We start from the raw sequence: 14239 nt of genomic DNA on the forward strand, positions 1-14239 counted from the left end.
GTATTAATTGGCCACAATATGTTTGATGCCTATCGGGGAAAAAGGTTTCAATTTAACTTTATTCTTCGGGGTGACTGTGTTCTTTCTCGTGTTGCTCCTCTTCGGCCTCATTTTCATGGCTTTCCTCGAACTCCTTGATCCCTTGGGCCAGATCTTCGAGTCTTTGATTCACCAGGAAATTAATCGTGCCCTCCGGATAATCACCATCATCATTCGGGGAACCGGCAGGTATACCTGTGAGCAGCTCTATTCCCTGATCAACGTGATCCACCTGCCAAATGTGGAACTTTCCATCCTTCACCGCTTCCACGACTTCAGAAATCAGAGCGAGATCGCCAATATTTGACCTGGGGATCACGACTCCCTGGCGTCCTGTAAGACCCATGGCCTTGCAAACCTTGAAATAGCCCTCGATCTTTTGATTGACGCCTCCGATGGCCTGAATTTCTCCATTCTGGTTCACACTTCCCGTCACAGCTATCCCCTGATCGATAGGAACACAGGAAAGAGAACTCATTAAAGCGTACAGCTCCGTGGAGGACGCGGAATCACCATCCACTCCCGAATAAGACTGTTCGAAAGTTATGCTGGCCGTTAGGTTGAGCGGTTTGTCCTGGGCGAAACGGTCCCGGAGGTATCCTGTCAGTATCAAAACACCCTTGTCATAACTGGAACCGGATAGTTCAGCTTCTTTTTCAATGCTAATGATGCCCGATTTACCCATGCTCGTCTTCACTGTGATGCGTGACGGCTTGCCAAATGATATCTCAGGTAGCGAATATACGCTGAGCCCGTTGATTTGCCCAACCTTGGCGCCGTCGGTGTCGATCATGATGATCCCGTCTTCAATGTATTCCTGGATTTTCTCCTCATACATGTTGACTCGCTCGATGCGATCGGCGTTCGCAGTCTCTATGTGTTCAGCCTTGATTACGTCCGAGCCGGCTTCACACGCGATCAGGTCGGCCTCACGCAATACATCGCCTATACGTTCAAGCTGAATCGTGATTTTCTTTTTGCGGCCGGCCCATCGAACGGCGAGCCGAGTCAAAGCCTCCACGCCGCTTGCGTCAGAAGGCAGAAGATTTTCTTCAGAAGCTACGCGGGCTATGAAACCAATTACTTTCTTACGGTTTTCATCGGTGTTGTTCATACTGATGTCAAAGTCGGCCTTTACCTTGAAAATCTTGCGAAAATCCTCATCGTACCAGTGAAGCAGATCATAGACCTCGGCGTCGCCAACCATTATGACTTTGAGATTGATTGGTATTTTTTCGGGTTTCAGGGCCGTGTTGAAAAACCATCCAAAAGGTTCGGCCTGGACTTCGGCGACACGGTTCCTGAGATTTCTCTTCAGAGTAGGCCATACGCCCGGCTCCATTATGAGGTCCCGGGAATTGAGTACCAGGAATCCGCCATTGGCTTTAAGCACGCTCCCGGCCTTTACATGCCTGTAATCCGAGTACCACGCACCACCCTGATCTATCACCCGCTCTATAGTCCCAAAAAGATTGCGGTACGTCGGCGTGGTTTCGATCACCACCGGTGGTTTAGAGGTTTCCGAGTTGTCGATGAGTAGGTTAACTTCATAGTATTTAAACTGGGTTGGGTCTGGAGGCATCAGCATCGGCGGGCTCGCCCCTTCGCCGCCTGTAGGAGATGGCACAAGTCTTGGCCGGAATCGATCCAAATGAACAACTATATCGGCCTCGACCTCGTCAAAATAGGACTTTACCGCGTCGCTCGGGAAATTCTCCCGGATCTGACTCATCAGGTCCTTTAGCAGTGGTTCTATCCAGTCTTTGCCCAGTTTTTCGAGGTCTTCCTGTATCGTTTTGTCAATGTCACGAGCCGCCTTGAAGATTTTCTCCATTTCCTGAGACAGCTCTTTGTAAGTGGCTTTTATCTTGGTCAGCTCATCACCGGAAAACTTGCCTTCATCCACCAGCGCTTCGAGCTGTTCTATTTTCATAGGGTTACCGACAACAACAGGCGCCAGATCCGGTCTTGTGAACGGGCCGACCTGAACCTGAACCATCATGAAATTCTGGGAAGTGACCTTGTTCTCAAAATTCTTGAACAGGGCTTTCTGCGCACCCATGTGGCGATTAACGATTTCGTTTCGCGCGGTTTGAAACTCCTCACTTTCAAAGATAGCCGGGATCTTCTTCTTTAGAGAAGTTATGAGTTCCGCCACCTGATCCCTGAAAGCCGACCCCCGCCCTGCAGGTAAAACAATAAGCCTGGGATGGTCGGAGTCCTTGAAATTGTTCACATAACAAAGATCGTCCGGCACGGCGCCGCCGACATTGAATTCCTCGAGAAGCTTTTTCAATGTTGCGGTGCGGCCTGTTCCATTAGTGCCTGAAACAAAAATATTGTACCCATGGCTCTTCATTGCCAGACCGCGTTTGATGGCCTTTATCGCTCTATCCTGGCCGACTATATCCTCAGCCACCTCAATTGATGCGGTTGTGCCCGATATCAGACCTTCTGGTGGAGCAGCCCACGTTAGATCCTGCGGTTTCAGTTCGAGTTTTTCTTTAAGATCACTCATGTTCTGACTTCCCTTATAATTTTTTGTTATCGTTACCTACACCGAGCCAAAAAGCTTCATATCGAGCATTTCGACGATAGTGTGGCCTATAATCATGTGTGTTTCCTGAATTCGAGGCGTTATAGAGCCATATACAGCCAAATAATGATCACAGAAACTTTTCATCGGGCTGTCAGGAGCTCCGCCGATACCAATCGTCACGAGACCTGATTGCCGGGCGACCGAAAGCGCCTTATTAACATTGGCCGACTTTCCTGACGTGCTTATTCCGATCACCGCGTCGCCTTTTCGTCCCAAGGCCGTAATCTGTTTTGCAAAGACATCCTCAAAGGCATAGTCGTTTCCAATAGCAGTCAACACGGATGTATCCGTAGTCAGCGCAAGAGCCGGCAATGGTCTTCGCTCTATGCGATAGCGGTTTACGAATTCAGCGGCTATGTGCTGGCAGTCCGCAGCGGACCCGCCGTTGCCGAAAAGCAAAATCTTGTCGCCTCTGTTTATAACTTTAATAAGTTGATGGACGATTTCGACAATTTGTTCCACGTTATCAGCCAAAAACTTATCCCTGACACGCGCGCTTTCCTGAAAAATGGCCCCAATTTCGTTTTTCAAGACTTCTCACGCCCCTTTTGGGTAGAATAAACCAAGCTCCGCCCAAGTTATTATTACTCATTTATCACATAATTCGCCAATATTGCATAAATAAATGGGATAACAACCAAAACCGGATCTGCTCGAATTGCTTTTTCCCTCTATCTTTTAGTAGCTTTTTGGCTTATATCTGAAAAGTTAAGAGGCTGAAATGATTTTTCAGAAAAACGATATAGTCGATTTTTTTGATGATTCCCGCCTTTCCTGCGCCTTCGTGCTGGATGTCGATGATCGCCGACTACGTGTGCTCAACGATCAGGGTAAAGAAATGAATATATCGGCCCATAGGGCGCTAATCAGGGGAAAAGACCCGGACTTTCCCTTGTCTGCGTCCAGAGATCAACAGACGGGTCGACTCAAGGAGCTGTGCGTCAGGCGCGATGAGATAAAAAAGACAATCGATCTTAAGGACTTGTGGGAAGTAGTTGGACCAGAGACAAACCACATTTCGATCCAGGATTTGAGTGAACTATTTTTCGGGCCAAACGACGGTCCTGATTCTCAAGCCGCTTTGGTGAGAGCGATTGTTGAAAATCGGCTTTATTTCAAGATTCGACCCGAAGGTGTCGAGGCTGTGCCGCCTGAGAAGGTTGAACAGGAAGAAATCCGCAGGCGAAGAGAGGCCGAACGAGGGATGTTTCTAACCCGATGCTCGGAGTTTCTGTCCAAATTGAAAACTAATGAGCCAATTGACGTGGCCCAGGCTCCCGCTGGATTGACGGAACTTCTCGAAGAGGCCGCGATACAGGGAACAGACTGGATTACCAACAAAAAGGTAAAAGAGATATTTTCACGCGGCGCATTGACGCCGAAATTTGATCCCTTCAAGGTCCTGGTTAAACTTGGGGTATGGTCCGAAGACGAAAACATCCGATTGAGAGCGGAACACATCGCGACAGAATTTACGAGCGCGGCGCTAGAGGCCGCTGAAATTGTAGCGTCCAAACCCTTGGATGACGCTCCCAGGGAGATCTTTGAACACAACGTAGTGACCATTGATTCGGTCGCCACAAGAGACATAGACGATGCTATTTCCTTTAGCGCAGAGGGCGGAAACATCACTATCGGTGTCCACATTACTGAAGCCGCGTTTTATGTTGAGCATAATTCCGACCTCGATAAAGAGATCCGGGAACGGGCCGTTTCAATCTACATGCCGGACCTTACTCTGCCAATGATACCGACGGTCCTGTCGGAACAGGTGGCCAGTCTGGTGCAGGGTGAATTTCGACCTGCCATAAGCGCCGTAGCAGTGTTTGACGCTGGCCGCCAGATGATTGAATACCGTATCGTCCGGTCTTTAATAAAGGTTGGCGAAAGACTCTCCTATGAAGAAACGGATCGCCGAATCAAGGACCCTGACGCGCCGGAAGCCAGGATGCGAAATATAGCCCTGGCATTGAGACGGCGAAGGATGGAGTCGGGCGCCATAATATTCAAAGATCCTGAACTAATCATAAAGGTCAGTGAAGACAAATCCATCGAACTGGCGGTCCGGGAGAGAGAGACAGGATCTCAAATACTGGTTTCAGAGTTCATGATCCTAGCAAACAATCTTTTTGCCCAAGCGCTTAAGGATAGTCGACTCCCCTGCGTCTTTCGCAGCCAGCCGCCGCCTCTTGAAAAGATTGAACTGGGCCCGCGATATGATCCAGTGCTATCTTACCGGTGTAAGAAGGCCCTTTCGCGTGGAAGCCTTGGCCTGTTCCCTGAACCTCATTCTACTCTCGGCCTGAATGTGTACACCACTGCGACATCACCGCTGAGGAGATATACCGACCTGCTTACACAGAGGCAGTTGGCGGCTATGCTCGATGAACGTCTTCGACCAATTGACGCTGACACTATGGACAGGCTCCTTTCTGAAATATCTTACAAATTGGAGAGAGCGTCCACTGTTGAAAGGGAACGTCACCGTTATTATCTATTAAAATATATGGAACTGAAGAAGGGCGAAGAGTTCGAAGTGATTGTGCTCAATCGTTTTCCCAGATTTTATCTTGTACAGCTTGAGTCATTGGGCTGTAACACTGTGCTCCATACCCCTCCGGGTGTGTCTCTGAATCCTTATGACCGGGCGCTGGCCAGAGTGGAAAAGGTAAATCCGCGAGAGGATCGCTTAACGTTTTCGCTCGTTCGAGTTCTTCCACATATTTAGCGTATGACACTTTATAATTATTGGGTTGGACTACTTATTTGTCAGATAAAAAATTACTGAGACACACTAGCCTTGTGGGATTTGAACAAAGCCTTCTCAGAGCGAGACGCCTCAACCCCAAGAAAACTTTTCCGTCGAATGGATTGATTACTGCAGCCGTGCTGGCCCCCATTTTTCAAAAGAACGGCTCCCTGCATGTTTTGCTTACGCAAAGATCTGAAATGGTGGAACATCATAGAGGCGAGATTTCCTTCCCTGGCGGTAAACTCGATCCTTCGGACCCTGATCTCAGGTCGTGCGCCCTCCGCGAAACCCACGAAGAAATTGGAATACCGCCCGATGATGTGAAAGTCATAGGGGAACTCGACGATTTTTACACGGTAGCGACAAAATTCCACGTCGTGCCATTTGTGGGGGTGGTCCCCTACCCTTATAAACTGAGTCTCAGTTCCAGGGAAATAGCGGCTATTGTCGCCCCGCCTCTCGAGATCTTTTTCGATCCGTCGAGGCGGAGTGAGGACACATTGATTTTCCGAGGCGAACCTGTCACCGTGGTTTCCTATAGATGGGAAGGCCACAATATATGGGGAGCCACAGCAAGGATTCTCCAACACCTCGTCGAGTTGATAGAATCAGGGGAGAACGAACATGAACTCAATTGATGGTTATCCGGATGATTTCACAACAGCGGCGGAATTTCATGGGCACGTCTGCCCGGGTCTGGCGATAGGGTATGCGGCTGTAAAGGCTGCGTCAGGGGTGATCGGAACATCCTCATCCGAAGACGAAGAATTAGTATGTATTGTTGAGAATAACTCCTGCTCCGTTGACGCGGTGCAGGTCCTTCTCGGGTGCACTTTTGGCAAGGGAAATCTGATTTTTCGCGACTGGGGAAAGCAGGTTTTCACTTTCTATGACCGGGAATCGGGAAAGGCGGTTCGGGTCGCTTTGCGAGAGTCCTCTCCCAATCGCGAGAAAATTCATAAATTGAGGAAAAAGATTGAGGGCGCCCAAGCGACTGATGAGGATAAAAATGAAATGCAAAGGCTTAGGAATGAGTACATTGAAGCCCTAATATCCGAACCGGCCAAGTTCTTCGACGTAAAAGAAATTTCAATGGCTCCTCCTGAGATGGCTCAAATAGTGGAAACCGCTCCTTGCGCTGTTTGCGGGGAACAGACGATGATTTCTAGGATGATCAAACGTGGCGAATCCATGGTGTGTAAAGGCTGCGCAAAATGAAAATCGCCGACAATTTCTATATCTATCTTTGGAACAACCCAAGAGAGAACAACTGTAACAGTTACGTGATAGATGGTAAGGTTCCAGTCCTGATCGATCCCGGACTGGAAAACTACGTTGACAATCTTTTCGACCGCATGAAGGAAGACGGCTTTGATTCAAGCAGGATACAGGCAGTTATCGGGACACATTGCCACCCGGATCATTTCACAGGCGCTGGCAAATTCTCCGGTTCCAAGGTCAAAATAGCTCTTTCCAGGGAAGAGGAAAAGTTCATGATCGATGAGGGATCGAAGTGGTACGCGTCCCAGAATAAACAGGCCCCTGAAACCCCGGTTAATTTTTATCTGAAAGAGGGCGATTTAAAACTGGGCAAGCATGAATTTGAGATCTTCATCACGCCGGGTCACAGCCCTGGGAGCCTTTGTCTTTACTGGACAAAGTTTAAGACCCTGATCTGTGGTGATGTAATTTTCCGAGGCAGCATAGGCAGGGTGGATCTACCGGGCGGTAATGGCCGACAGCTCAAGGAGAGTGTGGAAAGACTCTCAAAGCTCAAGATTGATTTGATTCTGCCAGGTCACGGTCCGGCAATACAGGGCGCAGCGAATGTTCAGGCCAATTTTCAGATGATAAAAAGTTATTTTAGGTCCATCTGAGCGCGCTACATTAATTTAATTAATGATTATCAGATGTTGGCATATCCACTTCGCTTGCGCGGCCGTCTCTGACCCAATAGGGTACTTATGACTGTAAAAAAGGCGCCAATTATTTTCCCGCATGTTCAAAAATTCGGCAGGCGCCGCTGGTTTTTTGGACCATATCAAAACCTATTATATCAGCAAGTTATGATTTATGGCTTTTTAGTGTTCAAATATTTGGACAAAGCGGCTGATTCCAGGCTGTTCTATAAACATAAAATAATTGAAAGGAAATGATGACAAGCGTATAATATAAATACTGATATGGGTTATTATCTACAAGATTTTAATTTTGGCACGCCAGTTGCTTTAATAATGGATAAGAAAATAATCTTTTCCTCCTACGCCAACTGCAGTGTCAGTTGGTATTTTTTTTGGTAAGCATTGAAAATAATGTGATGAATCGAGCTACCGCTTCGAGACTCATCTTCTGGCTTCTGCTGATCATTCTCACACTTTACCCATCTTTGGGTTCTGCTGGTGAGAATTCGGAAAACCCTCGTTCCACTAGGATTCTTATTCTGCCATTCAGCCTGTCGCCGGTATCACAACAGGATAAAGAGCTAGTATCATTTGGGGATCACGCCACTGAAACAGTCAAGTCGACGGTTGAGTCTATGGGCCGCTCCGCAAGCGCAATTCCTCTCGCGTCTTGTGAAAAATTTCTCACAAATGGGACCAATTCAATTGATGACAAAAGCGCTGTCGATCTTGCCCGCAAACTGGACGCGGATATGGCGATTTTCGGATTCCTGTCCCGGGAACATGGTCGGTACCGGATACGGGGGATGATGTGGGACATGAAAACTAACAGACCATGCGTGTCCACTGATGTCACGGTGGAGAATATTCATTCTCTGTCAGGGGCTCTCAATGTTTTCTCCAACGCTATTAACAGGCGCTTGACTGGAGCCCCAAAACTCGAGTTTTACAAATCGGAAGGCATGTCTACAGTCACCGCGCAGCCGGGCCGCAATCCTGCTCTCGTGAATATGCCCAGCAGATCAGCGCAATCCTCCGCGCCATGGAGAAGTCCCGAGATTTCAGTGGGGATTTCTTCTGTAACCATCGCTGATTTGGACGGGGACGGCAAGAATGAGACGGTGTTTCTTGATGAAAACGGTTTGACAATCAGTAGGTTCGACGATGGAGGGCTTAAACCGCTTACCAGATACTCCCAGGGTCCTGCGATTTATGTGAGCGCCGAAGCGAAGGATCTCGATGGGGACGGTGTCGCGGAGTTGATATTATGTTATCGAACCTTATCAGGGTTTGAGTCTGCGATTATTCAGTACAAGGGGATGAACCTGACTGTCGCTGATAAGCTCCAGGACGTAATACTCAAGGTAATATCGGAACCTGTCGATGAAAAAGAAAAGGAGATACTTGTAGGACAAAGGATTGATTCCTCGAACATTTTCAGTGGCCGGGAAGAGCAATATGAGTTCAGGCAAGGGAAGCTTCAGAAGGTTGGTGACATTAGCCTGCCACCGGGAACTTTTTTGTTGAGTTACGCTTCGGGCAGATTTGGGGCAGATAACCAGTTCCTCAGGATAATTTTGAATCAGGATCAGCGTCTGATGGCCTTTGACCAGGAGAACAGGCTGCTTGCGATCAAACCGGACCGGCTTTACGGATTGAGGAGACGTATCAGACTATACAGACAGGGCCAATCGCCGCTCGACATCGCGATGCCGGGACGGATACTTATCAGCAACGCTCAGGGAATGGGCAAGAACGAAATTCTTGTCATTCAACAGTCAGAAGCCGGCTCAGCGGTGGAGGCTTTGGGTTGGAACGGCAAGGAGTTTCTCGAAAACTGGCGAACTGTCACTAGCCCTGGTATCATTTCGGACTACCTGATAGCTGATTTTAAGAATGACGGCGCAAATTCGCTTGTGCTGGCGCTTGTTAACCCCATGTTTTTTCAGAGTATCACGGGATACCGTAGCATTGTGTTCGCTTATGACATGTCGATGTGATGATCAATCTTCCTGGAAACCTCTCTACTGCGCCAAGCCCTTGAACCAATAAAACAACCTTCCATAATACTCATGTAGGGCTATCTCGGAATCGTTCAACCAATCAGCCTTTGGAAGACACAATTCATACAGTGGTGGAGTCGTTGTTTCCCTGAAATCGCACGGGCAGGCGATCGGTTTCATTCCCCGACCCCGAAACATGCTCATCGCCCTCGGAATATGGGTAGCGGATGTCACAAGGGCGAAAGGACGAGTCCCGACAATCGGTTCAAACAGCCTGGCTTCATCGTCGGTATCCAGGGCCCTCGTCTCCAGAATTATCGCGTTCTCTGGGACACCTAGCCACTCAGGCAGAACCGCCATCGCGTCTGCATAGCTAACCGCGCCCCCTGACAGTACGAGCTTGGAGTTTGGTATCTCGCGCCATAATCGCCATCCTTCCAATAGCCTCAGTACGGACCGATCCCATCGGTCAGCCGGGCTTTTATCGGGTTTCACGGCAGTTCCCCCGAGTACAACGATAAATTTTATTCCAGCGTCCCGCAATTTCGCTGGATCGACGTAAGGACCTGCCTCGTCTTCCAACGCCTTCACCAAAGTATGTCCAGTCCATCCAAGTGAAAAAACGAACAACGTCAAACCAGCCAGCGCAAACAGTAGCCTGGCGGCGCGTCTTCGATGATTCCAGGAAAGTATAAGAGCCACGACTACCAGGATAAATGTTAGCCCGATTGGATAGATCGCTGCGCTCATGATTTTCTTACTGACGAACCAAAAATAGATCATGTTATATGACAACCACGTAAGTTCTTTGCCGGCAGTTACGGCTTGCGCCTGGAACCCCCTTGAACTTTTTTACTTTCAAGACTAGAGTAACTCAAGTAATTTGCTCCAGACAAGATTAAGTTTACATGATAGATTTGCATAACCATATACTTCCTGGGATAGATGACGGAGCGACAGATATTAACGAGGCCTTGGAGATGGCCCGCATCGCAGTTGAGGAAGGCTTTTCGGGGATAGTCGCCACACCTCATTTTGGTAGTGGGCAGTTCACTAGCGACGTCAATGAGGTCAGGAGACGCGTGCTTGAACTCAATGATAAACTCGCGTCGGTTGATGTAAATCTGACCATCTATCCAGGCATGGAAGCTCGTCTGACCGCTGATGTTCTGAACTCCCTATCGAATGGTACCGTAATCTCTTTGAATGACAGTCAGTATATACTTCTTGAGTTGCCACCTCTTCAGGTCCCGGCGGGTTTTGAAAACTTTGTGCGCATGATGATAAATTCCGGTCGAAAGATAGTCCTGGCTCACCCGGAAAAGAACGTGGAATTACAGACTTATCCAGACACGATTTATAAACTCGTCACAATGTTCAGACCTGGGGATTTGTTAGTTCAAATTACTGCGGACAGTATCACAGGTGACGCCGGGCTTCGCGCTCTGTCAACTTCGAAGTGGCTACTGGAGAACGGTTTGGCGCATATACTCGCCACTGACGCTCATTCTCCGATTCACCGGGCCCCTAGAATGCGGAACGCTTTTGAACTGGTTTCTTCACTGGTAGGACGAGAAAAAACTATTAAGATGACAACGGACTGGCCTAGAAACATTATTCAAAATGAAGACGTCGTCTGCTCTCATCCTCGGAAAAAGCCCGAGAAACGCAAACGATTCTTTGGCCTATTTGGAAAGTGAGTTCTTGAGTGCAGCAACTCCTTGTTATCAATGAGATTTATCGTCAACAACCAGGCCTTTCTCCTCGGCTCACACTTTTTTTCACTCACTTGTCTAAAAAAAGCTTGCATTGAACTCAGCGTTGTTATAATGAGAGTCAAAACCGAGACAAATTTGATCTCGGGGGGCTTAGCCAGGTAAAGGCGCGCATTGGCGGCGGTTTTCAAAGAAACCGTTCAATATCGGCCTGATTTGGTTCAAGGAAGGAATAATCCGTGAAAATACTTGAGGTCCGGTCTTTGCCTGCGCTAGAGATCAAACTTATAGGATTTGCTCGGCTTTGTGACCACCGAGAAATTTCACGGACACCTTTCAAAGCAGAGACCATTTAACCCTGTTCCAAACAACCGGTTACGGTCTCACCAAGTTCTATTCAGGCGAACCCCTTTTAAGGGGGACCAGGCGCTCGGCTTCGATCAAAAAGATCCAAATCCTGCTGTTAGGGGATGGCCTATGACGCCGAACGCCCTTTTTTCAAAATTGCGAGATCCACTTTAACAGGGGGGTTCGCAATTACCTTGGCGAAACGGGCGACATTCTTGTGGAACACACTTTGCGCTACCGTTCCAGGGAAATGGGGGGATGACGCCCGCTCGCCAAAACACTATTTGATTTGATAAGGACTTTCCAATAAGTTGAAAAGAACGACACAGGGGCTCTTCCCCTTGGAAGCGCCCCTGTGGTTTCAAACGTCTGAGTGGTCTACTGTTCGATAGACTACTTGACGATAAACGGAACTAGTAGCAGCGCCACCATATTGACGACCTTGATGACCGGGTTCAAGGCCGGGCCCGCAGTATCCTTATACGGATCACCTACGGTATCACCGGTAACCGCCGCTTTGTGAGCTTCGCCACCCTTACCACCAAAATATCCATCTTCAATGTACTTCTTGGCGTTATCCCAGGTAGCTCCACCAGTCGTCATCGCGATGGCAAGGAACAGACCTACAACGATGCTACCGATGAGCATACCACCGAGGGCTTCCTTACCAAGTGTAAACGCCACCACTAGAGGTATCACCACCGGCAGCAGGGATGGGATAACCATCTCTTTCTGGGCTGCGGCCGTGACGATATCCACGCACTTGCCGTATTCGGCTTTGACACCAGGGAGACCTTCTCTTAGGCCTTTGATTTCCCGGAACTGTCTGCGAACTTCTTCTACGATTGATCCGGCGGCTTTCCCAACTGCGAGCATACAAAGGGCTGCGAAGAAGTAAGGAATTATGCCTCCAATTAGCAGACCGACTAGGATTTTCGGATCAGACAGGTCGAAGGCTACCGCCTTTCCTGACAAACCTTCTATGGCTCTTGTGTACTCGGCGAAAAGGACCAGGGCCGCCAGAGCTGCGGAACCAATGGCATATCCTTTAGTAACAGCCTTTGTAGTGTTACCAACAGCGTCAAGCGGGTCCGTTCTGTTACGAACTTCTTCCGACAAGTCGGCCATTTCAGCGATACCACCGGCGTTGTCCGTAATAGGCCCGTATGAGTCGATTGCGACAACTATTCCAGTCATGGAAAGCATGGAAACAACGACAACAGCGATTCCGTAAAGTCCGGTTCCGGTGCTTCCGGTGAAACCACCGCCAATCGCGTATCCAATCATGATAGAGGCTGCAAGGACAAGGACAGGCAGCACTGTCGAAATCATGCTGATAGCAAGACCGGCGATGATGTTGGTGCCGTGACCGGTTGTAGAAGCCTGAGCGACATATTTAACCGGGCCGTACATACCGGTGAAATATTCAGTAATGACAACGATCAGGCCAGTAAGAACCAGACCAATTACAGCCAGGAAGAATATGCTCATTGGCTGAATGATGTAGGCCGTAGCGAGTGGCTTGCCGAGAGGAAGATACCCCGCCACGAAATAAAAGGCTATTGCGGCGAGTATGCCAGCGACGGCCATACCTTTGTAAAGAGCGCCCATGATATAGACGTCTTTTTCGTTCTTGGTCCTGCTCACTTTAACGAAGAAGGTCCCGATAATCGATGCGATAATCGCGACGCCACCGATGAGCAGCGGCATAAAGAAAGCGGGCGTCCCCATACCATAGATAGTGCTGCCGAGCAACATCGCCGCTACGATCGTAACAGTGTAGGTTTCATAAAGGTCGGCGGCCATACCCGCGCAGTCACCAACGTTGTCACCAACGTTGTCAGCGATAACACCCGCGTTACGGGGATCGTCTTCCGGAAGATCGGCTTCGACTTTACCAATAAGGTCGGCGCCCACGTCCGCGGCTTTGGTGTAGATACCTCCACCCACACGGGCGAACACGCTCATGAGTGAACTACCAAAACCAAGACCTACAAGAGCGGTAAAGATTTGGTGTTCGTCGGCATTGTTTCCCCTGGCGAGCATGTAAAAACCGGCGACACCTAGCAGAGCAAGACCTGTAACCACGATTCCGGTCACAGACCCACCCTTGAACGCGACGTCCATAGCGTCCGCAAGGCTCTTACCCGCAGCAGCGGCCACGCGCACGTTCGCGTTGACGGAAACTTTCATCCCCAGGAAACCAGCAAGACCTGACCCAATCAAACCGACCAAGAAGCCGATTGCCGGCATCCTTCCGAGGGCAACCCAGAGGATAACAAACAAGATAGCCGCGATAATAGCCACGACCTTATACTGGCGAGTCAGATAAGCCATTGCGCCTTCAGCGACATAGCTGGATATTTCCCGCATTCGCTCATTGCCCGCATCCTGCTTAAATACCCAACCCGCGGTTATTAGGCTATAGGCCACTCCCGCGCCCCCACATAATAGGGCGACATAAACAACCCAGTCCATCCACCTACCTCCTTAGAATGTTTAGCGAACACTTTATAATGGAAAATACTAGTGTATTGTTGAACATTATATAGATTTGGGTTTATGTCAAGGACAAATAGAGACTCGCTCAATCATGAATTTGCTTATCTGACTCTTGATTACATCGTTTTAAAGGACTCAATAGACTTGTACCGATGAAGTCTTACCTTTAAGCGATATTTCGCGCCAGATCTGACAACATAGAAAGGTGTCTTGGTCGTCGCGAGTCTGTGCATTAATCAGTATGTACGTATTATGCCATTTCCTGAATAGATCTTGAACCCGTGAAGCAATACTCACAGTATCTCTAACCATTATTTCTTGCGAATCTAATATCGGGGTCTCAGGAAAGGAAATTTTTGGAACAGTCCGTCTAATAACGA

10 protein-coding genes are annotated in these 14239 nt (G+C 48.7%); 6 read left to right on the forward strand and 4 right to left on the reverse strand.

Going from position 1 to position 14239, the window contains the following annotated elements; translation table 11 throughout:
- Positions 1-58 precede the first annotated feature (58 nt).
- Together WC647_08405 and WC647_08410 are read right to left on the reverse strand one after the other, a co-directional pair.
- Positions 59-2557 carry an ATP-binding protein gene (locus WC647_08405; GenBank protein ID MFA6222323.1) on the reverse strand — a complete coding sequence of 833 codons (2499 nt, stop codon included), beginning with the start codon at positions 2555-2557 and terminating at the stop codon, positions 59-61.
- A 36-nt stretch (positions 2558-2593) separates the two neighbouring features.
- Positions 2594-3169, reverse strand: a complete 576-nt coding sequence (locus tag WC647_08410) for a D-sedoheptulose 7-phosphate isomerase (protein MFA6222324.1) — start codon at positions 3167-3169, stop codon at positions 2594-2596.
- A 190-nt stretch (positions 3170-3359) separates the two neighbouring features.
- Here WC647_08410 and WC647_08415 point away from each other — a divergent pair, with 190 nt between their 5' ends.
- The 5 genes from WC647_08415 to WC647_08435 all read left to right on the forward strand — a co-directional run bounded on the left by WC647_08415 (position 3360) and on the right by WC647_08435 (position 9291).
- Positions 3360-5366 carry an RNB domain-containing ribonuclease gene (locus WC647_08415; GenBank protein ID MFA6222325.1) on the forward strand — a complete coding sequence of 669 codons (2007 nt, stop codon included), beginning with the start codon at positions 3360-3362 and terminating at the stop codon, positions 5364-5366.
- 38 nt (positions 5367-5404) lie between these two features.
- Positions 5405-6028, forward strand: a complete 624-nt coding sequence (locus WC647_08420) for a CoA pyrophosphatase (protein ID MFA6222326.1) — start codon at positions 5405-5407, stop codon at positions 6026-6028.
- The gene (locus tag WC647_08425) at positions 6015-6608 is read left to right on the forward strand and encodes an FmdE family protein (GenBank protein MFA6222327.1); all 594 of its coding nucleotides are present in this window, start codon (positions 6015-6017) and stop codon (positions 6606-6608) included. The genes WC647_08420 and WC647_08425 overlap by 14 nt, the downstream gene beginning before the upstream one ends.
- Complete coding sequence (locus tag WC647_08430) at positions 6605-7267, forward strand: MBL fold metallo-hydrolase (protein MFA6222328.1); 663 nt, start codon at positions 6605-6607, stop codon at positions 7265-7267. The genes WC647_08425 and WC647_08430 overlap by 4 nt, the downstream gene beginning before the upstream one ends.
- Positions 7268-7707: 440 nt before the next feature.
- Positions 7708-9291 carry a VCBS repeat-containing protein gene (locus WC647_08435; GenBank protein ID MFA6222329.1) on the forward strand — a complete coding sequence of 528 codons (1584 nt, stop codon included), beginning with the start codon at positions 7708-7710 and terminating at the stop codon, positions 9289-9291.
- A 24-nt stretch (positions 9292-9315) separates the two neighbouring features.
- Here the strand turns inward: WC647_08435 and WC647_08440 are convergent, their stop codons facing one another.
- Positions 9316-10077 (reverse strand): ElyC/SanA/YdcF family protein, encoded by a 762-nt coding sequence (locus WC647_08440; GenBank protein ID MFA6222330.1) that lies wholly within the window; start codon positions 10075-10077, stop codon positions 9316-9318.
- A 125-nt stretch (positions 10078-10202) separates the two neighbouring features.
- On the opposite strand from WC647_08440, the gene WC647_08445 reads away from it, so the two are divergent.
- Entirely contained in the window at positions 10203-10994 is a 792-nt protein-coding gene (locus WC647_08445) for a CpsB/CapC family capsule biosynthesis tyrosine phosphatase (protein MFA6222331.1), read from the forward strand.
- Between the two features lie 756 nt (positions 10995-11750).
- Here WC647_08445 and WC647_08450 read toward each other — a convergent pair.
- A complete protein-coding gene (locus tag WC647_08450) occupies positions 11751-13835 on the reverse strand; it encodes a sodium-translocating pyrophosphatase (GenBank protein MFA6222332.1) in 2085 nt (694 codons plus the stop codon).
- Positions 13836-14239 lie beyond the last annotated feature (404 nt).

Source organism: Desulfomonilaceae bacterium, from assembly GCA_041662605.1.
Taxonomy (GTDB): Bacteria; Desulfobacterota; Desulfomonilia; order Desulfomonilales; family Desulfomonilaceae; genus CAJBEZ01.